Source organism: Paraprevotella sp., assembly GCF_986071375.1.
Genome location: NZ_CFQRNQ010000024.1, coordinates 25,766 through 45,698 on the forward strand (window position 1 = coordinate 25,766; position 19,933 = coordinate 45,698).

Consider the following 19,933-nt stretch of genomic DNA (forward strand, 5'->3'; position numbering starts at 1 on the left):
CCTGCAAATGATGGGGACGACCCTCCGGTTACCGGTTTCATTCGTCGTGATAGAATTTATCGGTACAATGGCATTCGCCATTTCGGGCATCCGACTGGCTTCGGCCAAACAATTTGACTGGTTCGGCGCATATATCGTAGGTACGGCCACGGCTGTCGGAGGCGGTACGATACGTGACATCATGTTGGGCATCCCCCCGTTCTGGATGACGAACCCCGTGTATATCATCTGTTGCGGCCTGTCCCTACTTTACGTCATATTGTTCGGAAAGAAAATCATCCGGCAAAAGAGCACCTGGTTCATTTTCGACACCATCGGCTTGGCTCTATTCAATATCACGGGATTGGAAAAGACGCTGAACATGGGATACCCCGTCTGGACAGCCGTCATCATGGGGTGCGTCACAGGTGCCGCCGGAGGCATCATCCGAGACATACTGATTAACGAAGTGCCGCTCGTTTTCCGCAAAGACATTTATGCCATGGCCTGCATTGCCGGCGGTATTACGTATATCTTAGGTTATTCCGTGGGACTTCAGGCCGAAGTCAATGCCATCCTTTCCGCCATCATCGTCATATCCATCCGTACGTTGGCCGTAAAATACCATTGGCAACTCCCCATACTGAAAGGTGAAGACGACAAGGAGGAATAAGTCCGTTATTCCTCCTCCTTCAACTGGTTACGAAGCTTGCGGGGCAACTTCTTTACCACCTCATCATACGAATGGTCTATCAGGCTGCGTATCAAGGCTTCGGGTACGTCGCCATGCGTAATGGCTATCTGGTTCCAATATTTCTTGTTCCAATGCCATGCCCCCGTAATCCCCGTGTAATGCTCACGCAACTCTATGGCATACTCCGGATCGCACTTCAGGCAAAACCAATCCACATTGTCCAAACCGATACTGGCAAAAATCTTATTCATGACCCGGAAGACCAACGTGGTTTCATCGAAAGGGAAATCTTCTGTCGTATGAGGCTTACTGAGGCAGTATGCCCTGATTTGTTCTATATCCATAACTCCGTCCGATTAGGCCAACAGCCCGATTTCTCTCCATTTGGCAAGCACCTGCGCCACGTCCTTACGGGCCGTCTCCTCGTCCACCTCATACGCCTCCAACAGGGAGGATACCAGTCCATCTTCGCTGATTGCTTCTTTTCCCACAGCTTGTTTCCACAAGAAAGCCGCTGTTTCATTCAGCGAAATAATCTTGCTGAAATCGATATTGTCCATCCCATGCGACAGAATCACATGTTCCCCACAAATCTCACGCAGTTCAAAACCTTCCTTGATTCTCATTTTAGCCAATTTGATAATTTAAGATTAATCCTATATATGTATAACAAATAACGGCGCACAGGCAGAAGCTTGCTCCACCACCGTACGTAACGTTGCAGGCGCGGGTCGGATGCCGGTATCGTCTTGCCCCGTCGGATATAGTGCGTGACCATCCCTACAACGTCTGCCTTACGGCAAACCTCCATGCCCGACAAATTCCCGTCTCCCATCAATCGCACGGTATCTCCATCTATATTCATGATACGATGGAGGACGTACACATCCGGCGAGATTTCGGCCAACACGGCATCTCCCACTTTCAAATCCGTGAACGGTGCCAAACGCACCTTATCCCTGCAATGCTCCAAAAAGGGACGCATACTGTAACCTTTTACATTGATAGTCACCGTATGCCCCTCACGGATAGCTTCTTTCACCTGTCCCAACAACACGGCATTAGGAACTTCCATCCGGCGTACCGCCATTCCGTCCATATTCTTCCTCTTGTTCATCGTCCCGTCAATGTATGAAAGCTCAGCCTGGCCGCTTCTTCATCCGGCCTGCATCCCAAAAGGTATATCGGCGAAAGGCGGATGATGTCCGAAATGGTGTCGCAATGCGCCGAATGAATACGGCGGTCCCATTTCATGGTCGACACGGACGGCAAGAGCGAGGCAAAACTTTCCAATACGCTTTCTTCCCGTATCGTGTTTTCCGGGCATTGCCGCAACTGTACAAAAGCTCCCACCGGCGCAGACACCCTGCGGTAACAAGGTGTTTTCCCGCTCCAGGGAGAACCGTAGACATGAACCGTCCCCTCCACCACTCTCACCACCGGATTGTCATCGTTCATCAGGTCGGAGCCCGGGATGTGGCTCAACCACAACCGTGTATGCGTACTCTTCCCCGTCCCGCTCTTGCCCAGAAACAAATATCCCCGGCCGTCATTGCGGATTACGGAAGCATGCATCAGCAACGTGGCATACGGCGCGGAAGCAAAGGCATACACCAACATGAGGGCATTGTTCAACCCGAACTTACGCCCTGCCTCGCTCTCTGCCACCAAAGCAGCCGTACAATCCGAAAAATCTGCATTAGCCTGCAAATAACAACACAAGTCCTTTTTATCATCGCAGATTTCAAACTGGTAACTCCCGTCCGGCAGGCGGTAAACCCCGAAGTTGTTGCCCCCGCAATCGAACTGCCCGACTTCTTCTCCCGTCACCGGCCAACGAAAAGCATCATCTACCGAAAGACTGAAAAGCAGATTGCCTTCTTCTTCGCTCACAAAAGGCGAAAAAGAAGGCAATAAACTGCTATCATTTCCTGCATCGCAGAAAACAATCCGGCACAGATGCCCTGCAATATTATATTGGTATTCCATCTGTTTCTATTTTTCGGGCTTGTCCTTAGAAGCCTTACGACGCTTTTCCTTTTTCGTCGCCTTGGGTTCGGCGGACTCCGGCACAGCTTTGACCGGCGGCTCGTAAACAGGCGATTGGAACTTGAAGCTTTCGTCTGTCAACTCTTTCAGCATCACGCTTCCGACGCTGCCATACTGCTTCCTTATCTTATCATATTCTTCCATCAGCTTGCTCTTTTTCGTATGGAAAAATACTGCACACGTAGAATTCGGCATTTGCTTTACCGCTTCCAGATAGGTCTGCAACTGGTCACTGTATACCGCACGGTCCATCAGAAAATCGTACTTCGTCTCGATATAAGCGCTGTCCAATTGTTGGATGTCTGTAATATATACCACAGAATCCGTGAAAGAAGCCGAAAATCCGAAGATATACACCGTAGCCCGTTCCACCTTTGCAGACAGAGACATCCCTACGTATCCCAACACACAGGCCAATATCCCCCAATATTTAAAGTTAAAGTTCATCATTCCACCTTTTCCGCACGGCATCAGCCGAGATAAGACTTCAATAATTTACTCTTGGTGTTCTGACGCAAACGCCGGATGGCCTTTTCCTTAATTTGGCGCACGCGCTCGCGCGTAAGGTTGAACTTGTCCCCGATTTCCTCCAAAGTCATTTCCTGGTGGTTGATACCGAAAAACATCTGGATAATCTCTTTTTCGCGTTCGGAAAGCGTGGACAACGCACGGTCAATCTCACGCGCAAGAGATTCGTTGACCAACGTACGGTCCGCCATCGGAGAATCGTCATTGACCAATACGTCCAACAAACTGTTGTCTTCTCCTTCCACAAACGGGGCATCCACCGAAATATGGCGTCCGCTCACTTTCAAGGTATCGGAAATCTTGTCTACCGGAATCTCCAACTCGTCGGCAAGTTCCTCCGGACTCGGACGGCGCTCATTCTCCTGCTCGAACTTGCTGAATGCCTTACTTATCTTATTCAACGAACCAACCTGGTTCAAGGGCAAACGTACGATACGGCTCTGCTCCGCCAAAGCCTGAAGAATGGACTGGCGAATCCACCACACCGCATAACTGATGAACTTGAATCCACGGGTTTCGTCGAACTTCTCAGCAGCTTTTATCAAGCCTAAGTTGCCCTCATTAATCAAATCCGGCAAACTCAGCCCTTGGTTCTGATACTGTTTGGCCACTGAAACCACGAAACGCAGATTGGCACGTGTCAGTTTTTCGAGTGCTACACGATCACCTTTGCGAATGCGCTGTGCCAATTCCACTTCTTCTTCCACTGTAATCAGGTCCTCACGGCCGATTTCCTGCAAATACTTGTCAAGCGAAGCGCTCTCACGATTGGTGATACTTTTGGTAATCTTTAACTGTCTCATTCTCCTACTACATATTAAACGCACAAAGTTACCAAAAAAATCCGGATTAGGCCGTAAATATTTGCATAAATATTAATCGGCCTGCCCGGATTTCCGCTTTAACCAAGCCCGAAACCCGACCTTCTGTCCGTCCCGGAGCACCGCGACACGTTCATTTGCTCCTTGATTTGTACTTGTGAAAGAACAACACCGGATTGGAATCTCCCTTTATCCCCATCAGTTTTTCATACTCGTCTATTTTCGGATTCAGGTGTCCTTTGTCGATAACGTCCTCAATAAAATAGGGAATAAAATCTACGCGCAGGACGGACAGGACGCCTTCTTCATCGCTGTAACACATGTCCAAGGGAATATTGTTGTTCTCGAAGAGATAGTCGTCCTTAAAGGATGGCGCAACCCAAGTCTCTTTCGTCTTTACATCGTGAAGTAAATACATGATTTCGTCTCCTTTCCTATATTGAAATGAGACCATTCCGTCCAACTCCACAAAACGCGAAATGCAGAATATACAATCCTCCTCATGCAAATCGGAGACATTATAATTAAACTCTTCCCCCGGGCCGCAGTCACTGATGAGTTTTTTCATCCGTTTCTTTGAAACAAAACCCTCACTTTTCACTACACAATACGGCTTGATTCCCTCTTTTGTGACAGCCATAATCGTATCGGAAAACAATCCCACATACTTAGGCGCATCCGTATTTTTAGAGTAAAAGAAACTAAAAGGTAATCTCAAAGGAAAATTCCACCCCCGGTTGTAATCGTCGGCCTTCAGGCAGGAAGCTATTTGCGTTCCAGTCTTCCCATCTATTTCTTTCAACAGGTAATTTTCAGAATCTGCATCCAAAGACGTACGGTCCACGTACAGTTTTCCGCCAAGATACAGCATGCTATAACTCCTATATCCGTTCCGTTTCGTTTTTATGGAAGAGATGTACCCATTGGTACGAAGGTCGTATTTATGAGCCATATCCAAAGCATCGTCCCACAGATAAATAACGCCGTTTTCACGGTCTATGGAAAAATCTGAAAGTTCCCAATATTCCCCGTGCCCCCGGCCTTGGTGTCCTATCTGCCTTAGGAAAGAGCCGTCTCGCCGGAATACGTACAAGGCCGGGACTTTATCATCCAAAATATAGATATTGCCTTCATATATATCTATGGCAGAAACGTCCTGAATAATACATTCCGGACAGGTTTCCAATACTATCACGTCCGGCTCTTCCAATATGGAAGAATACAGCAACGCATCCTCTTGTTTGGCCTTGTCGATGTCTACCACCTCTATATCACGATTCTCCCCTACCGGAACATCCGCGCCACGCCCTTTCTTTCCCCCGCATGCCGCCGCCAACATCAACAGCACAGCCGCCCCCGATAATATCTTACCAATCTTCCTCATAACTACCTATTATAAAGTGACCTACAAAGGTATATAAAACATCAAGCCGCAACAACCGGTTTCTCTCTTACATTCTTCACTCCGGATTTTCTCAGGTCTTTGACGTGGCAGAGACAAAACTATCATCCTGCCATCCTCTACACATTTTTACTGACAAAACGAAAGTCCTTATCCATCTTTCCGGGATGAAAAACCACGTGTTCCGCACATTTTAGAATTAAATTAAATACATCTTTTTACACTTCAAGCCCGTTATTTTGTTTTTTTAATCCAAAACACGCGTCAATCTCAGGCGAACGAAAAATCATTCGGCTGAGAAAACAATTTTTTTCTCCGCAGATTTTGGAGACGGCCTCCGCTTATTGGCCGAAAACCTTCCTGAAAACGAAGTCCGGACAGGCTTTTGAAGCCCGTTTTTTCTCTATTTGGCACGTTCCCGTCGCCAAAAGAAAGATGTCAAAACGACAGGCCGGACACGCTCCGAACTTACACTCTCCTTCTCCGCTTGCGGCAAGAGTGGCCTTTCGTCCCGGCATCATGCCACAAAGAAGCCATGAAACGCTTACACGTTGCTCCCGTCACAATGCACGAGATTCGCGTATTTCCGTACACTTCCGCCACGGCTCACGAATAGCCGAATCTCGCGAAAGGCTGGTTGACATATTGTCAAAAAGATAAAAACAAGACAGAAGAACATAAGGACAGATGTTTCCTTGCTGACGCAAACATCTTTTGTCCTTATGTTCTTCTGTATAGGATGACAGACTTTCAAACCAGGCCTGTCAGCCCGTCACCGTTTATTTCTCATCCAATTCCACCACTGCGCTTCTCAACCGTCCGCTTTGCGTCACGGCACGAATCCACAGGATACGGTCGGAAGAACGGTTGGCTTCTTTTACAGCCTCTTCAAAATCTTCCATCGTGTTCATAGGCCTGTCATTCACTTGCAGGATGATCCAACCTTTCTCTACTCCGGCATCCGCCATTTTACCTTTCTTCACGGCTACGACCTCCAAACCGTTCGGCAAGTTCAACTGGCGTTTAGTCTCGCTGTCCAAAGGCTTCAAGGCTGCCCCGAACTGGTCCATATCCATTTGCTCCAACACCTTGGTGTTGCCTTGCGCGTTGCGCAACACAGCTGTCACGGTGTCTTTCTTCTTGTTACGCATATAAGTGATTTTCACCTTGTCGCCCGGACGCATCGTACTGATGGCCTCCTGCAACTCGGCCATCTTCTTTACCTCCTTACCGTTGACAGCAATGACCACGTCGCCCTTGCGCAACCCGGCCTCGGAAGCTGTGGAGTTGTCCTGCACTTCGGCCACATAAACACCGTTTACCGTACCCAAGTCCACCTCGTTGCCCTTGGACTTCTCGTCATCGATGTACCGGGTCACATCATTACCCATCACACCTAATTGGGCACGCTGCACGACGCCGAATTCCTTCAGGTCGGCCACGACCTTGTTCATGATGGTCGTCGGGATGGCAAAACCATAACCCGTATAAGAACCCGTCTGGGAATAAATCATCGCATTGATGCCCACCAACTCTCCACGTGCATTGACCAATGCGCCACCGGAATTACCACGGTTGATGGCGGCATCCGTTTGGATGAAGCTTTCTATGGAATTGGCACCCATCGAACGTGCTTTCGCACTGACGATACCTGCCGTCACCGTGGAAGTCAGGTTGAAGGGATTACCCACGGCCAAGACCCACTCTCCCAACTTCAAATCATCGGAATTGCCGATAGGCAGGGTCGGGAAATTCTTGCCCTCGATTTTAATCAAGGCCAAATCGGTCTGCTCGTCCGTACCGATAATGCGCCCCTTGAACTCGCGGTTGTCGTTCAGCTTCACCAACAATTCGTCCGCCTCGCTCACCACGTGGTTGTTGGTCACGATATAACCGTCGGAAGAAATAATCACTCCCGAACCAGAACCTTCACGCTTCGGGGTCTGTATTTGCCGCTGTTGGCGGCCTCCGCCCCCGAATCCGAAGAAATCGCCGAAGAAGTCGGAGAACGGATCCTGTACGTCCACGGTCTTCGTCTTACTGTTCGTCGTCACCTTGATGTATACCACTGCGTTGACGGACGTCTCCGCAGCCTGGGTCAAATCCACCAAGCCGGAGGGGGCGGCCGAAGGCTGTGCCTTGACCGGTGTCTCCACGCATCCCATCACACAAAAGCTGCCTATGAAAAGGGCGGCTGTTCCCAATACCTTTCTTGTTGTCTCTTTCATTGTTTCTGTTGTCATATTGTTCATACTAAATGATTCTTTTCGTCATAAACTTGCACAAAAGTAACGCCAAAGGACTTGTAATGTATCCTTTCAGTTTCCTTTTTGCTATCTTTTAACAGAGAATTCTTTCCCATTAACAGCGATTAAAATCGGACACTGACATTTTTACATTCGTTGACCTGAATTTTGTCAGCTCGAAAAAAAGAAGTACTTTTGTGACATCAAAGCAGTGGGCCGGCTTGCCGCTGCCGGCTCAGGCCGGGAGAGGAAAGTCCGGGCAACACAGGGCATTCCACTTCTTAACGGGAAGTAATCCGTGAGGGTTAGAGCGTGCAGAAGAAAAGAACCGCCGTCCGCAAGGACGGTAAGGGTGAGAAGGCGGGGTAAGAGCCCACCGGCCGGATGGCGACATCCGGGCCGTGCATTCTGGAAGTTGAAAGTTCGCGTATACCGGCGCCACAAGAGAGGGCGGCCCGCCCGAGCCGGAGGGTAGAACGATAGAGCCTTGCGGCGACGTAAGGTCTGGATAAATGGCAAGCACTTCGTTTCATACGAGGCACAGAACCCGGCTTACAGGCCGACTGCTTTTTCTTTTTTCATCACCTTTTAACATGAAAAGCCTATGCCGTTCAACATGCATCAACTGGAATTCTTCTTCACGCACAAAATATGGTTCATCAATGAAGAAAAGTTTTCACCGGTCAAAAAATACGCATTCAACGCCCTCCGCAAATTAGTGCTCACGTCTGAATGCTACCTGTCCAAGCACCTGAACAGCCATGCTTCGGCCCTGACCTACTCCACCATACTGGCCACCGTCCCCATCTTGGCCATCATTTTTGCCATCGGCCGGGGATTGGGATACGGTTCCATCATCGAAGAGAAAATCAAAAGCAACCTGAGCGTCAACCAACAGTTTGCCGACATGGTGCTGAATTTCATCAATTCATACCTCGAGCATACGCAAAGCGGCATCTTCATCGGTTTCGGCCTGCTTTTATTGTTGTACACCGTCGTCCAACTGACCGCCAACATCGAAATCGCCCTGAACAGCATTTGGAACGTGAAAAACCAACGCTCCATTTACCGCCAGATAACGGACTATATCAGCGTCTTCCTTCTTCTGCCCATCCTGATCATCATCAGCAGCGGCCTTTCCATATTCCTGGCTACCATCGCACAAGACTATCCGAATTTCATGGTGCTCAGCACGACGGTGAAGATTCTCATCAAACTGTCCCCATACGCCTTGAGCGGCCTGCTCTTCACAGCCCTCTACATGTACATGCCCAATACGGACATCCGTTTCCGGAATGCCGTCCTTCCGGGTTTCATCGCCGGTACGGCGTTCCAGTTCCTTCAATATTTCTACATCCATTCCCAGATATGGGTGTCCAACTACAATGCCATTTACGGGTCGTTCGCAGCCTTGCCCATGTTCATGCTGTGGGTCAATTTCTCATGGATTATCTGCCTTTTCGGTGCCCAACTTTCTTATGCCAACCAAAACCTGAGAAGTTACTACTACATCAAAGACATCCATAAGATAAGCCGCAGCTACCACGACGTGCTGCTCATCCTCATCATGTCGAAAGTGTGCAAACGGTTTGAAAAAGGTATGGAGGGCTACACCGTGAAAGGGCTTTCGGTAGAAACGAACCTCCCGTCGGGAGTGGTCGGCCGCCTGACCCACGAACTGAGCCGGATGCACCTGTTGGTTCTCGACGGGACGAACGAAGATGCCGCCGTGCGCTTTGCCCCGGCCGAAGACATCAACCATCTGACTGTAAACTTGCTGTTGGAACGGATAGACAATTATGGCGACAAATTCACTCCGGCAGCCATCCACCGGAACAATACGGAATGGGAAAACATACGTGAACTACGTGCGCGATATATAAATAAGGAGAAACCCATCCTGCTCAAAGATATCTGAGCGAGAATGGGTTCATAGGGCTTTTACGGCCGATACAAAGCAAAAGCCGCCCCTTCCTATTCATTGAGCAGGTCCGTCATGCGGCTCAGATACTTGCCGATGATGTCGAACTCGAGGTTGACCACTGAACCCGGTTTCAAAGAATGGAAATTGGTATGCTCATACGTATAAGGAATTATGCAAACCTGAAAAGTGTCTTTTGTGGGATGGCATACCGTGAGACTGACACCGTTGACCGTCACCGAACCTTTATCCACACAAAAATAGCCCCTCTTCACCATTCCGGCATCAAAAGCATGGCGGAAAGTATAGACATAACTGCCTTCGGCATCTTCGACCGACACACACTCGGCCGTACAGTCCACATGCCCCTGTACGATATGCCCGTCCAACCGCCCGTTCATCATCATGGAACGTTCCACATTCACCTCGTCGCCCACTTTCAAAAGCCCGAGATTCGAACGTTCGAGCGTCTCCTTCATCGCCGTCACCGTATAACACCCGTCCTGAATGCGGACCACCGTAAGGCACACGCCGTTATGGGCCACGCTTTGGTCTATCTTCAGTTCGTCCACAAAAGAGCATTGCAAAGTAAAATGCACATTTTCCTGCTCTTTCATAATCCCGGTGACCCGGGCACATTCTTCTACAATTCCTGAGAACATAATCCTATCACGTTTTATAGTTTTCTTTCAAATTCCAAATATACTCTTTTTAGTAGACATATTCAGCGATTCAGTCGAAAAAAAATCCCTCATAGTACAATTTATTTCCTCCCCATCTTTATTCTTTGTACTTTTGTACAGTTAAAAAGATGAACTTCATGAGTTACAAGAATTATTTGATGTATGCCGCGTGCCTGTTTCAGGCTCTGGCCGTCGCCGGACAAGACTCGACCCGATGGTCACTGCAAGAATGCATCGACTATGCCATCGCCCATAACATTCAATTAAAGCAAAACAAAATTACGGAAGAACAGGGTGCTGCCGACCTGCTTCAAAAGAAGGCCGAACTGTTCCCCAGCTTGTCTTTCAGTACCACACAAGCCATAGACTACCGGCCGCTGCAAAAGTCCGAGACCAGTATCGTAGCCAATGGCATCGCCAACAGTTCCTCTAACAAATTGACGGAAAACGGCAACTATGGCCTCAACGCATCGTGGACCGTATGGGACGGAGGAGCCAACCGCAAAAACATCAAGGCACAAAAGCTACAAAACCAAATCTCGGCCTTGGCCACACAGGCCACAGCCAACAGCATCCAAGAACAGATAGCCCAGTTGTACGTGCAAATCCTCTATTCGAAGGATGCCTTGGACGTAAACAAAGCCATGGAAGAAACGGCAAAGAGCCAGTTTGGACGCGGAAAGGAGATGTATGAGCAAGGGCAAATTTCTAAAGCCGACCTGGCTCAGTTGGAGGCACAAGCTGCCAGTGCACAATACGACTGCGTGGCTACCCAGACCCAAATCGACAACTACAAACGGCAATTGAAAGAACTGTTGGAAATCACGGACGACCGTAAGTTCGACATCTCAGGTATAGGAACAAATGATGAAGCAACGATGCAACTTATCCCCAGTGTCAACGAAGTGTACCAGAAAGCATTAAACCTGCGCCCGGAAATCCAAAGCAGCCGGTTGGGCATCGATGCCGCCGATTTGGACATCGACATTGCCAAAGCCGGATATTACCCCTCCATCTCGTTGACAGCCGGTATCGGCGACAGCCACTATTCCGGCAGCCGTGAATCGGCAGGGGAACAAATGAGACAGAACCTGAGCGCCTCGGCCGGTGTGACGCTGTCCATACCTATTTTCGACAACAAACGAAACAAAACCAACGTGCAAAAAGCCAAGCTGAACAAAATGGACAGCGAACTACAATTGCAGGACCAACAGAAGAAACTGTACAGTACCGTAGAAGAGTATTGGCTCAACGCATACAGCAACCAACAGAAATATGTAGCAGCCAACGCCAAACTAAAAAGTGCCCAGACCAGTTACGAACTGTTGGACGAGCAGTTCAAAAACGGCCTGAAAAACATCGTGGAACTCATGAACGGACGGGACGAGCTGATGAGCGCGCAACAAGACCGCCTGCAAAGCAAATACAATACCCTGCTCCATATCCAACTCCTCAAATTCTACCAAGGAGAAAGTATCAACCTTTAAAAACAGAACAGACGCCATATGAAAAAAAAGAAGATTATCATCACGGTTGCCATTGTTGCCATCGCAGCAGTCATTGCCATAATCGCATGGCCCAAGAAGAGTGTGCCCGTGGAGTTTGAAATGACTGACGTGCAACCGGATACCATCCGTAACAGCGTGACCGCCACAGGAACCATCGAACCTGTAACGGAGGTAGAAGTCGGTACACAGGTCTCCGGCATCATCAGCAACATATATGTGGACTATAACAGCCTCGTGAAAAAAGGGCAAGTCATCGCGGAATTGGACAAAACGACCCTCAACAGTGAATTGAACAGTGCCCGGGCCAATCTGGCAAGTGCCAAAAGCGAACTGGATTACCAGACGGCCAATTATAAACGCTATAAAACGCTGAACGAAAAGGGTCTCGTAAGCCGTAATGATTACGAAGTGGCCTATCTGGATTACCGCAAGGCTTTGGAAACTTACAACACCACGAAAGAAAGCGTGAAGAAGGCCGAGACTAATATAGGCTATGCCACCATCACGTCTCCCATCGACGGTATCGTGTTAAGCAAGGAAGTGGAAGAAGGACAGACCGTGGCGGCCAGTTTCGAGACACCTACCCTTTTCACCATCGCCAAAGACTTGACCGACATGCGTGTCATTGCCGACATCGACGAAGCAGATATCGGGAATGTAAAAGAAGGGCAAAACGTCACGTTTACCGTAGACGCATACCCCAACGATACTTTCCACGGGCAAGTGACACAAGTGAGACAAGAAGCCACGGAGACAGACAACGTCATCACTTACGAAGTCGTCATTTCCGCACCGAACAACGACCTCAAACTGAAACCCGGACTGACAGCCAACGTATCGGTCAGCACACTGGAACGTACAAATGTACTGAGTGTAAAAGCCAAAGCCTTACGTTTCACCCCGACCAAAGAAGTATTGGGCAAAACGTATAAAATCGTAGACACGGACGGCAAGAACAAGCTTTGGACGCGCGAAGGAAATACACTGACGGCCCACAAGGTAAACATAGGAGCGACAGACGGAATCCGGACCGAAATCCTGGGAGGCATCAAGCAAGGAACGCAAGTCGTAATGTCCATGACGGAAATAAAGGCACCGGAAGAGCCGCAGGAAGAAGAAACCAACCCGTTCATGCCACGTCCCAAAAAGAAAGAAAAGAAATAACCCGGGTAAAAGTCCATTATCATGGAAGGAAACGAACAGAAAAAAGTAGTCATAGAGCTACAGAATGTGAAACGGAACTTTATCGTGGGCGATGAAGTGGTACATGCCCTGCGGGGAGTGTCGTTCAAGATTCACGAAGGGGAGTTTGTCACCATCATGGGAACGTCCGGTTCCGGCAAGTCCACGTTGCTGAACCAATTAGGTTGTTTGGATACGCCCACTTCGGGAGAATATATATTGGACGGCGTACACGTCCGCACCATGAAGCGCCGGGAACGGGCAGTCCTGCGCAACCGCAAAATCGGTTTTGTATTCCAAAACTATAACTTGCTCCCCAAGACAACAGCAGTAGAAAACGTGGAACTTCCACTTATGTACAATTCATCCGTCTCTGCCAAAGAAAGAAAGGAACGGGCAGTCAAGGCACTCGAAATGGTAGGCCTCGGTAACCGCCTCTACCACAAGTCCAACCAGATGTCGGGCGGACAAATGCAGCGTGTGGCCATCGCCCGGGCCTTAGTCAACGACCCGGCCGTACTCTTGGCCGACGAGGCGACCGGTAATCTGGATACACGTACCTCTTTCGAAATCCTGGTATTGTTCCAACAACTTCATGCCATGGGACGTACCATCATTTTCGTGACACACAACCCAGAGATAGCCCAATACAGCAGCCGCAATATCACATTGCGCGACGGATTGATACGGGAAGACACCCTGAACTCCAACATACTGTCTGCGGCAGAGGCTTTGGCACAGCTTCCACTTCCGCAGGACGATTAAACAAAGGAATACATGAATACTACCAATCTTTTCAAAATAGCCCTCAAGGCCATTGCTTCCAATAAGCTACGCTCTTTCCTGACCGCCCTTGGCATCATCATCGGCGTGGCCTCGGTTATTGCCATGCTGGCCATCGGCCAAGGTTCGAAACGCAGCATCCGCAAACAAATCTCGGAAATGGGTTCGAACATGATCATGATACACCCGGGAGCGGATATGCGTGGCGGCGTGCGTCTGGATGCAGACGAAATGCAGACCCTGAAACTGGAAGACTACGAAAGCATACGCAATGAAGCAAAATACCTGACAGCCGTCAGTCCGTCAGTCAACAGTGCCGGACAGTTCATTTACGGGAACAACAACGCCCCGTCCAGCATATACGGGGTCAACGAAGATTACCTCAGCATACAGCAACGCAAAGTGGCAGACGGCGAGTTCTTCACGGAACAGGATATCAAAACGGCCGCCAAGGTATGCGTGTTGGGACAAACCGTAGTGGACAACCTGTTCCCTGACGGAAGTAGCCCGATCGGACGTGTGGTGCGGTTCAATTCCATCCCGTTTCGTGTGGTCGGCGTACTGAAGTCCAAAGGTTACAACTCTTGGGGAATGGACCAAGACGACATGGCACTCGCCCCTTACACCACAGTCATGAAACGTATCCTGGCGGTGACTTACCTTCAAGGCATCAACTGTTCCGCCGTTACCGAAGATGCCACGGATATGGCGATCGAGGAAATCACCGGAATCTTACGCAAGAACCATAATTTAAAAGAAGAAACGGAAACCACGGAAGCCGACGTGGACGACTTCACCATCCGAAGCCAAGAGGAAATCTCCTCCATGATGAATTCCACGATGGACTTGTTGACGATCTTATTAGGTAGCGTGGCCGGCATCTCACTGATTGTCGGAGGTATAGGCATCATGAACATCATGTACGTGTCCGTCACGGAACGGACCAAGGAAATCGGGCTTCGCATGTCTGTGGGGGCACGCGGCATAGACATACTGAGCCAGTTCCTCATCGAAGCCGCCATACTGAGTATCGCGGGAGGCTTGATTGGTGTCATATTAGGTATAGGAGCCGCTTATGCCATCAAATTTGCCGCCAACATGCCCATTTTCATCCAATGGTGGAGCATCGTGATGAGTTTCGGTGTCTGCACGTTTATCGGGATTTTCTTCGGTTGGTACCCGGCCAAGAAGGCCGCCAACATGGATCCTATCGAAGCCATCCGGTATGAATAGTTCGGTATGAAATGGAACATTAATCATAAATATCCTCAGGAACTGCTCATACATCTTTTTGTATGGGTGTTCCTTTTCGGCCTTCCCCCGATGCTCATAGGGCACACCAATGAGCGGTTGGACGAAGAAGAGATCTTCCGCATGATGGGAAACCCCATAGCCATGACATTGGTGTTCTACATTAATTATATATGGTTGGTGCCCCGGTTGGTCTTCAACAAAAAGAACAAGATATACGTCCTGCTCAACGTCATTTTATGTGCAGGCATGCTCTTTTTTACCCATTTTTGGTTCAGACTGGGTAATGTCTATTTCCACATTCCCCTTCCCCCACCTCCAAACGACAGCTTGTGGATGTGGACATTCCTGTCATTCCGAATCAGGGATTTCATCCTGTTCGGCCTGATAGCTGCAGTGGCCGCCACCATCCGTATGAGCAAAAAATGGCACGAAGCTGAATTAGGCAGGCAAAAGGCCGAACTGAAACGGATTGAAGCCGAATTGAAAAACCTGCACAACCAGATTAATCCGCACTTCCTGCTCAACACCCTGAACAACATCTATGCCCTGATTGCCTTCGATGCCGACAAGGCACAACAGGCAGTACAGGACCTCAGCCGGTTGTTGCGTCATCTGCTTTACGACAACAATCAGGATTTCATCCCGTTGGACCGTGAACTGGAATTTCTGAAAAACTATGTGGCACTGATGAAAATCAGATTGTCGCCCAATGTGGACTTGCAATTCCATATCGACATTCCAAGCGAAAACCCGATCCGGGTAGCTCCGCTTATCTTCATATCCTTATTTGAAAATGCCTTCAAACACGGCATCAGCCCGGTCAAGCCGAGTTTTATCCACATCAAAATCTACAGTTCCGGTCCAGACAGCTTAAGTTGCTCTATCGAAAATTCTTATTTTCCTAAGCAAAGGAACGACATCAGCGGCAGCGGCATCGGTCTGGAACAAGTCCAGAAACGCCTAGACCTGATTTATCCCGGCAAATATGAATGGACCAAAGGTTGTGATGAGAACGCCACGGTCTACAAATCAACAATAACGATACACACCACCACGAAATGACTCTTAAATGCGTAATCATAGATGACGAACCGTTGGCTTTGGAACTGATGGAAAGTTATGTCCGCAAAACACCTTTCCTGGAACTCTGCGGCAAATACAACAGTGCCGTCATGGCGTTGAATGACACAAACTTCAGGAACATCGACTTGTTGTTTTTGGACATACAGATGCCCGACCTCAACGGCTTGGAACTGTCCCGGATGCTCCCCCAAGACACCCGTATCGTCTTTACCACGGCTTTCGACCAGTATGCATTGGACGGTTTCAAAGTCAATGCTTTGGATTACCTGCTCAAGCCTATCAACTACAATGAGTTCCTGACAGCTTCCCGTAAAGCTTTGGAATGGTTTGAATTGAAACATCAGGCAAATCCTTCCCATGAAGAGGACTTTATTTACGTAAAATCGGACTATAAACTCGTCCAAATCCGGTTGGAAGACATACTCTACATCGAAGGACTGAAAGACTACTTGAAAATCTATACGGAAAACGCCCCCCGCCCTGTCCTGACACTTATCAGCATGAAAAGCATGGAGGAACGCCTGCCGTCTCCCCGATTCATGCGCGTCCACCGCTCTTACATCGTACAGATGAACAAAGTGAAAACATTGGATAAGGGGCAAATCATTTTCGGCAAAACCCGCATCCCCATTTCAGACACCTATAAAACAGATATTACGGCCTACTTGAACAAGTATCTCTTATAAAAGGTACAAAAATGACTAAAACAAAAGGACAGTCTGCCCGATATTGCTTTTCTTTTATTAAATTTGCGCAGAACTTCAAAAAAGATTGAACCCATGAGAAAAATTCTATTATTGCTATTATGCATACCGATGTTGGTTTGCGCAAAATCAAAAAGAGACGACAGCAAATACCTGGTCGGTGCCGTACCAGAAGTGAACGGACAAGTGCTGTTCCAACAGACCTTTGCCGTAGAAGGCAAAAACAAACAGCAGATATACGACGTGATGAAGGCTTACCTCAACCGTTTAATGAAAGGGGAACAGCAAATGAAAGGTACCAAAATGGCTATGGAAGAAGCTTCTACCGGTACGTTGGTCGGACGTTTCGAAGAATGGATGATATTCAAGAAGAAACCTTTCGTCTTGGACCGCACCCGTTTCCGTTATTTGCTCACCATAAAATGCTCCGACGGGAAGTGTCACATGGAACTGACGCAAATCAGTTACTATTATGAGGAAGATTTGGACGGGTATAATGGCCGTACCTACAAGGCAGAAGAGTGGATCAATGATGCCAACGCCCTCAACAAAGCCAAAAACAAACTGTTGTGGGGTTCCGCCAAGTTCCGTCGCAAGACGGTAGACCGCGTAGAGGAAATCTTCACCGGAGCACGCGACGCTTTTGAGCAACCGGCAAAAGAAGAGCACCGGGCCACGAAACTCATCGAATAAAAAGAGCCATATGGCCGGAGCCTATAAGTTGGCACACAAAAATGCCGCAAACAGTCCAAAAATATTCGGAGGGCAGTTTGCGGCATTTTTGTGTATGATTGTTTATATGCGGATAATTCCTGCTTTGTCAAGTGCCTAATTCAACGACTTTCTCTTTTCCCGGGAAAACGGTCAGCCTTGCAGTTCCGTCACCATTTATCACCACCTTTGAGTAGTTGGCCTCCACGACGACTTTTCCATCCAACATGATGATTCCCCACCGGCATGGACTGACCTCAACGGCGCAATAGTAGCCGACGGGGTACTGGATGCTCCTGTAAACCGGAGGGACTACCACCTTCCCCCCCTGCCTCAATCCCCATCTCATGCCGGACTTGAACGGCACGGCAGTTTTCATCATCTCCAAACGTGCCATGCGCTTCCGTTCGTTTGTCTGCCGCTCCTCGGCCACCATCATATCCGTCCGTCTTGCCGCCTCGACTTTCAGGCGGGGTATCACCACGTCAAAATCCTCATCCACCGTCTTGGGATTTTCACAAGCGATGTATTTCTTGCCCCTGCCTTCCTCCACAATGTAATACTTGCCGGCATTGTCCACGATGACAATACTTCCGCCAGACAGCATGCCGCAATAACGGTAATAGGTGTCATAATCATTTGCAAGCAGGCACACACAGTCATGCCCCCAACGGGCATCGTCTTCGTTGACTTGACGGCATACGGGAGCGGCATAATAATCATAGACAAGAAGACAGAAACTTGTGGCATGAAAAATATGACATCCGGAGACTTTCCTGGTTTTGTACAGTTCCTTTGTCCGGCTGTAATACATACCGTCCGCTTCAAGCATTTGTACAGGTCCGAACTGCCGTATCCTCGGCTGTTTATCGCATATTTGGCCGCTGAGCAAATCCATGTATGTCTTCCGCCCGTTATTGCCTGTAAGTGCAAGGATATTGCCTTTCATGAATTTTGCGCTTCGGCAACGTCCCAACCGCATCCTGACGTTGCCGGATTCGTCCACGACGCCCGCTTGCCCGTTGTCAAAACACACGGTGGCAAGCCCTTCATCCGTGTCAAGGACGTTATGGTATCGTGCCGTGGACGTTATCTTGTTGCCGCGCTTCAAGCCGTACAGGCCGCTTGTTCTGTCCTTGAACGGTCTCAGCTTTTCGGGTTGCAGTGAATCGTTCTCCTGCAAAGGCTTGCCGCTTTGCAGGTAATCCAACAACTGGCCGTGCGACACGATGGTTTCCAGTTGTCCGTCTGTTTCTGCTGTTTTATCTTTATCTGTTTCTTGCGATACAGCCATATATGACACCACCCTCATATTTGTGTCTGGATAACCTTTTCCGGCAAGCCGTCCCTCGAACATCGCCTGCCAGTCCCGGTGGGCCGTCGGCAGACCGAACAGGTGGTAAAGCCCCACATTGTCGATTATCATGCAGCTTTCCTTGCCTTCCGTCTTGCGCAGTCCGCGCCCCACCTGTTGCAGGTACTTGGGCAACGACAGTGTGGGCCGTGCCAACTGGATAAACTCCACGTCAGGGCAATCAAAACCCTCGCTGAATATGTCCACATTGACAAGAACCTGTATCTTGCCCTGCCGGAAGTTTTCGACAAACCGTTTCCGTTCGTTTGTGGGTGTCTTACTGTCAATTGCGACGGTGTTCACCCCGTATTGATTGTAATATCCGGCGATGTTCCGCGCATGACTGATACTGATGGCATACACGATGCCTTTCTTGCCATCTGCATATTGCCTTACGCTCTCATACAACCTTTCGATACTTGGCCGCCTGTTCAGCACGGTATCCATCTCCTTCACCTGGAAATCACCGTCCGCTCCCCGTCTTTCCAACCCGTTTATCAACCGTTGGTCTTCGCTGTTCGGACGTATGGATACGTAATCAAAGGCGGAAAGCCATCCTTGCCGAATAAAGTCCGCTATGCTATCCGATGTGATAAGCGTGTCAAACAAGTCAGTGAACCCTTTGCGATTCAGCCGACAGGGCGTAGCGGTCGTACCGAGTTTCTTAGCATCCGGATAGCGCAGCCACAGTTCCCTGTAAGTCCCGGCAAGTGCATGGTGCGCTTCATCTATCACTATCAAACCCGGCCTTTCGTTCTTCACGTCCTCCCAATGCTTTGACAGCCACTGGATGGACATCACTTTCACCCTTCCGTCATCTTTGGATATGCCGTATCGTGCAACAGTCTCCTCTATCTGCTCCACCAACTCGCGGCGGTGCGCAACAATCCAAACGCTTGCTGTATCATCAGCCCTCATCCGGTCGGATATGACCGAAGCGAGCAAATGTGTCTTGCCCGTTCCAGTGGGCATCTGCACCATCACGCTCCTGATCCCGCCCCACCATTTTTCATACAGGCGGTGCTTCATTT

Annotated in this window: 19 protein-coding genes and 1 other RNA gene; 10 read left to right on the forward strand and 10 right to left on the reverse strand. The window is 49.1% G+C overall.

Annotated features, from left to right (window positions below):
* Window positions 1-10 precede the first annotated feature (10 nt).
* Complete coding sequence (locus AC5RDV_RS11705; RefSeq protein WP_276788204.1) at window positions 11-652, forward strand: trimeric intracellular cation channel family protein; 642 nt, start codon at window positions 11-13, stop codon at window positions 650-652.
* Window positions 653-657: 5 nt separating this feature from the next.
* Here the strand turns inward: AC5RDV_RS11705 and AC5RDV_RS11710 are convergent, their stop codons facing one another.
* The 8 genes from AC5RDV_RS11710 to AC5RDV_RS11745 all read right to left on the reverse strand — a co-directional run bounded on the left by AC5RDV_RS11710 (window position 658) and on the right by AC5RDV_RS11745 (window position 7,725).
* Window positions 658-1,017 carry an MmcQ/YjbR family DNA-binding protein gene (locus AC5RDV_RS11710; RefSeq protein WP_282747270.1) on the reverse strand — a complete coding sequence of 120 codons (360 nt, stop codon included), beginning with the start codon at window positions 1,015-1,017 and terminating at the stop codon, window positions 658-660.
* A gap of 12 nt (window positions 1,018-1,029) precedes the next feature.
* Window positions 1,030-1,299: a PqqD family protein gene (locus AC5RDV_RS11715; RefSeq protein ID WP_130892954.1), complete on the reverse strand. Its 270-nt coding sequence runs from the start codon at window positions 1,297-1,299 to the stop codon at window positions 1,030-1,032.
* Window positions 1,296-1,790: a hypothetical protein gene (locus AC5RDV_RS11720; RefSeq protein WP_276788171.1), complete on the reverse strand. Its 495-nt coding sequence runs from the start codon at window positions 1,788-1,790 to the stop codon at window positions 1,296-1,298. Before AC5RDV_RS11720 ends, AC5RDV_RS11715 begins: the two co-directional genes overlap by 4 nt.
* Window positions 1,787-2,662, reverse strand: coding sequence for a hypothetical protein (locus AC5RDV_RS11725; RefSeq protein WP_282747264.1), 876 nt, complete (start codon window positions 2,660-2,662; stop codon window positions 1,787-1,789). Before AC5RDV_RS11725 ends, AC5RDV_RS11720 begins: the two co-directional genes overlap by 4 nt.
* Before the next feature lie 6 nt (window positions 2,663-2,668).
* A complete protein-coding gene (locus AC5RDV_RS11730; RefSeq protein WP_282747261.1) occupies window positions 2,669-3,172 on the reverse strand; it encodes a hypothetical protein in 504 nt (167 codons plus the stop codon).
* A gap of 20 nt (window positions 3,173-3,192) precedes the next feature.
* A complete protein-coding gene (locus AC5RDV_RS11735) occupies window positions 3,193-4,053 on the reverse strand; it encodes a sigma-70 family RNA polymerase sigma factor (RefSeq protein ID WP_008625412.1) in 861 nt (286 codons plus the stop codon).
* A gap of 151 nt (window positions 4,054-4,204) precedes the next feature.
* Window positions 4,205-5,455, reverse strand: a complete 1,251-nt coding sequence (locus AC5RDV_RS11740; RefSeq protein ID WP_282747259.1) for a DUF4934 domain-containing protein — start codon at window positions 5,453-5,455, stop codon at window positions 4,205-4,207.
* A gap of 797 nt (window positions 5,456-6,252) precedes the next feature.
* Entirely contained in the window at window positions 6,253-7,725 is a 1,473-nt protein-coding gene (locus tag AC5RDV_RS11745; protein WP_282747258.1) for a Do family serine endopeptidase, read from the reverse strand.
* A 202-nt stretch (window positions 7,726-7,927) separates the two neighbouring features.
* Between AC5RDV_RS11745 and rnpB the strand changes: the two genes are divergently transcribed.
* An RNA gene (rnpB, locus tag AC5RDV_RS11750) (RNase P RNA component class A) lies at window positions 7,928-8,290 on the forward strand.
* A gap of 33 nt (window positions 8,291-8,323) precedes the next feature.
* Window positions 8,324-9,637: a YihY/virulence factor BrkB family protein gene (locus AC5RDV_RS11755; protein ID WP_282747256.1), complete on the forward strand. Its 1,314-nt coding sequence runs from the start codon at window positions 8,324-8,326 to the stop codon at window positions 9,635-9,637.
* A gap of 56 nt (window positions 9,638-9,693) precedes the next feature.
* Here AC5RDV_RS11755 and AC5RDV_RS11760 read toward each other — a convergent pair whose 3' ends face one another.
* Window positions 9,694-10,302, reverse strand: coding sequence for a riboflavin synthase (locus AC5RDV_RS11760; protein WP_282747254.1), 609 nt, complete (start codon window positions 10,300-10,302; stop codon window positions 9,694-9,696).
* 158 nt (window positions 10,303-10,460) lie between these two features.
* Here AC5RDV_RS11760 and AC5RDV_RS11765 point away from each other — a divergent pair, with 158 nt between their 5' ends.
* The 7 genes from AC5RDV_RS11765 to AC5RDV_RS11795 all read left to right on the forward strand — a co-directional run bounded on the left by AC5RDV_RS11765 (window position 10,461) and on the right by AC5RDV_RS11795 (window position 17,530).
* Complete coding sequence (locus AC5RDV_RS11765) at window positions 10,461-11,810, forward strand: TolC family protein (RefSeq protein WP_253271006.1); 1,350 nt, start codon at window positions 10,461-10,463, stop codon at window positions 11,808-11,810.
* Window positions 11,811-11,828: 18 nt separating this feature from the next.
* Window positions 11,829-12,995, forward strand: coding sequence for an efflux RND transporter periplasmic adaptor subunit (locus AC5RDV_RS11770; protein WP_008625440.1), 1,167 nt, complete (start codon window positions 11,829-11,831; stop codon window positions 12,993-12,995).
* A gap of 21 nt (window positions 12,996-13,016) precedes the next feature.
* Entirely contained in the window at window positions 13,017-13,778 is a 762-nt protein-coding gene (locus AC5RDV_RS11775) for an ABC transporter ATP-binding protein (RefSeq protein ID WP_008625442.1), read from the forward strand.
* A gap of 12 nt (window positions 13,779-13,790) precedes the next feature.
* Window positions 13,791-15,029, forward strand: a complete 1,239-nt coding sequence (locus tag AC5RDV_RS11780) for an ABC transporter permease (RefSeq protein ID WP_282747252.1) — start codon at window positions 13,791-13,793, stop codon at window positions 15,027-15,029.
* Between the two features lie 6 nt (window positions 15,030-15,035).
* Entirely contained in the window at window positions 15,036-16,112 is a 1,077-nt protein-coding gene (locus AC5RDV_RS11785; RefSeq protein ID WP_282747251.1) for a sensor histidine kinase, read from the forward strand.
* Window positions 16,109-16,819 carry a LytR/AlgR family response regulator transcription factor gene (locus AC5RDV_RS11790; protein ID WP_282747250.1) on the forward strand — a complete coding sequence of 237 codons (711 nt, stop codon included), beginning with the start codon at window positions 16,109-16,111 and terminating at the stop codon, window positions 16,817-16,819. Before AC5RDV_RS11785 ends, AC5RDV_RS11790 begins: the two co-directional genes overlap by 4 nt.
* Window positions 16,820-16,912: 93 nt before the next feature.
* Entirely contained in the window at window positions 16,913-17,530 is a 618-nt protein-coding gene (locus AC5RDV_RS11795; RefSeq protein WP_282747248.1) for a DUF4468 domain-containing protein, read from the forward strand.
* 127 nt (window positions 17,531-17,657) lie between these two features.
* On the opposite strand, the gene AC5RDV_RS11800 is transcribed toward AC5RDV_RS11795, so the two are convergent.
* Window positions 17,658-19,931, reverse strand: coding sequence for a DEAD/DEAH box helicase (locus AC5RDV_RS11800; RefSeq protein ID WP_282747247.1), 2,274 nt, complete (start codon window positions 19,929-19,931; stop codon window positions 17,658-17,660).
* Window positions 19,932-19,933 lie beyond the last annotated feature (2 nt).

Bases quoted from the DNA above. Each gene is read 5' to 3' on its own strand.
- AC5RDV_RS11705 (WP_276788204.1), top strand. From the start codon at position 11: ATGGGGACGACCCTCCGGTTACCGGTTTCATTCGTCGTGATAGAATTT.
- AC5RDV_RS11710 (WP_282747270.1), bottom strand. From the start codon at position 1,017: ATGGATATAGAACAAATCAGGGCATACTGCCTCAGTAAGCCTCATACG.
- AC5RDV_RS11715 (WP_130892954.1), bottom strand. From the start codon at position 1,299: ATGAGAATCAAGGAAGGTTTTGAACTGCGTGAGATTTGTGGGGAACAT.
- AC5RDV_RS11720 (WP_276788171.1), bottom strand. From the start codon at position 1,790: ATGAACAAGAGGAAGAATATGGACGGAATGGCGGTACGCCGGATGGAA.
- AC5RDV_RS11725 (WP_282747264.1), bottom strand. From the start codon at position 2,662: ATGGAATACCAATATAATATTGCAGGGCATCTGTGCCGGATTGTTTTC.
- AC5RDV_RS11730 (WP_282747261.1), bottom strand. From the start codon at position 3,172: ATGATGAACTTTAACTTTAAATATTGGGGGATATTGGCCTGTGTGTTG.
- AC5RDV_RS11735 (WP_008625412.1), bottom strand. From the start codon at position 4,053: ATGAGACAGTTAAAGATTACCAAAAGTATCACCAATCGTGAGAGCGCT.
- AC5RDV_RS11740 (WP_282747259.1), bottom strand. From the start codon at position 5,455: ATGAGGAAGATTGGTAAGATATTATCGGGGGCGGCTGTGCTGTTGATG.
- AC5RDV_RS11745 (WP_282747258.1), bottom strand. From the start codon at position 7,725: ATGAACAATATGACAACAGAAACAATGAAAGAGACAACAAGAAAGGTA.
- AC5RDV_RS11755 (WP_282747256.1), top strand. From the start codon at position 8,324: ATGCCGTTCAACATGCATCAACTGGAATTCTTCTTCACGCACAAAATA.
- AC5RDV_RS11760 (WP_282747254.1), bottom strand. From the start codon at position 10,302: ATGTTCTCAGGAATTGTAGAAGAATGTGCCCGGGTCACCGGGATTATG.
- AC5RDV_RS11765 (WP_253271006.1), top strand. From the start codon at position 10,461: ATGAGTTACAAGAATTATTTGATGTATGCCGCGTGCCTGTTTCAGGCT.
- AC5RDV_RS11770 (WP_008625440.1), top strand. From the start codon at position 11,829: ATGAAAAAAAAGAAGATTATCATCACGGTTGCCATTGTTGCCATCGCA.
- AC5RDV_RS11775 (WP_008625442.1), top strand. From the start codon at position 13,017: ATGGAAGGAAACGAACAGAAAAAAGTAGTCATAGAGCTACAGAATGTG.
- AC5RDV_RS11780 (WP_282747252.1), top strand. From the start codon at position 13,791: ATGAATACTACCAATCTTTTCAAAATAGCCCTCAAGGCCATTGCTTCC.
- AC5RDV_RS11785 (WP_282747251.1), top strand. From the start codon at position 15,036: ATGAAATGGAACATTAATCATAAATATCCTCAGGAACTGCTCATACAT.
- AC5RDV_RS11790 (WP_282747250.1), top strand. From the start codon at position 16,109: ATGACTCTTAAATGCGTAATCATAGATGACGAACCGTTGGCTTTGGAA.
- AC5RDV_RS11795 (WP_282747248.1), top strand. From the start codon at position 16,913: ATGAGAAAAATTCTATTATTGCTATTATGCATACCGATGTTGGTTTGC.
- AC5RDV_RS11800 (WP_282747247.1), bottom strand. From the start codon at position 19,931: ATGAAGCACCGCCTGTATGAAAAATGGTGGGGCGGGATCAGGAGCGTG.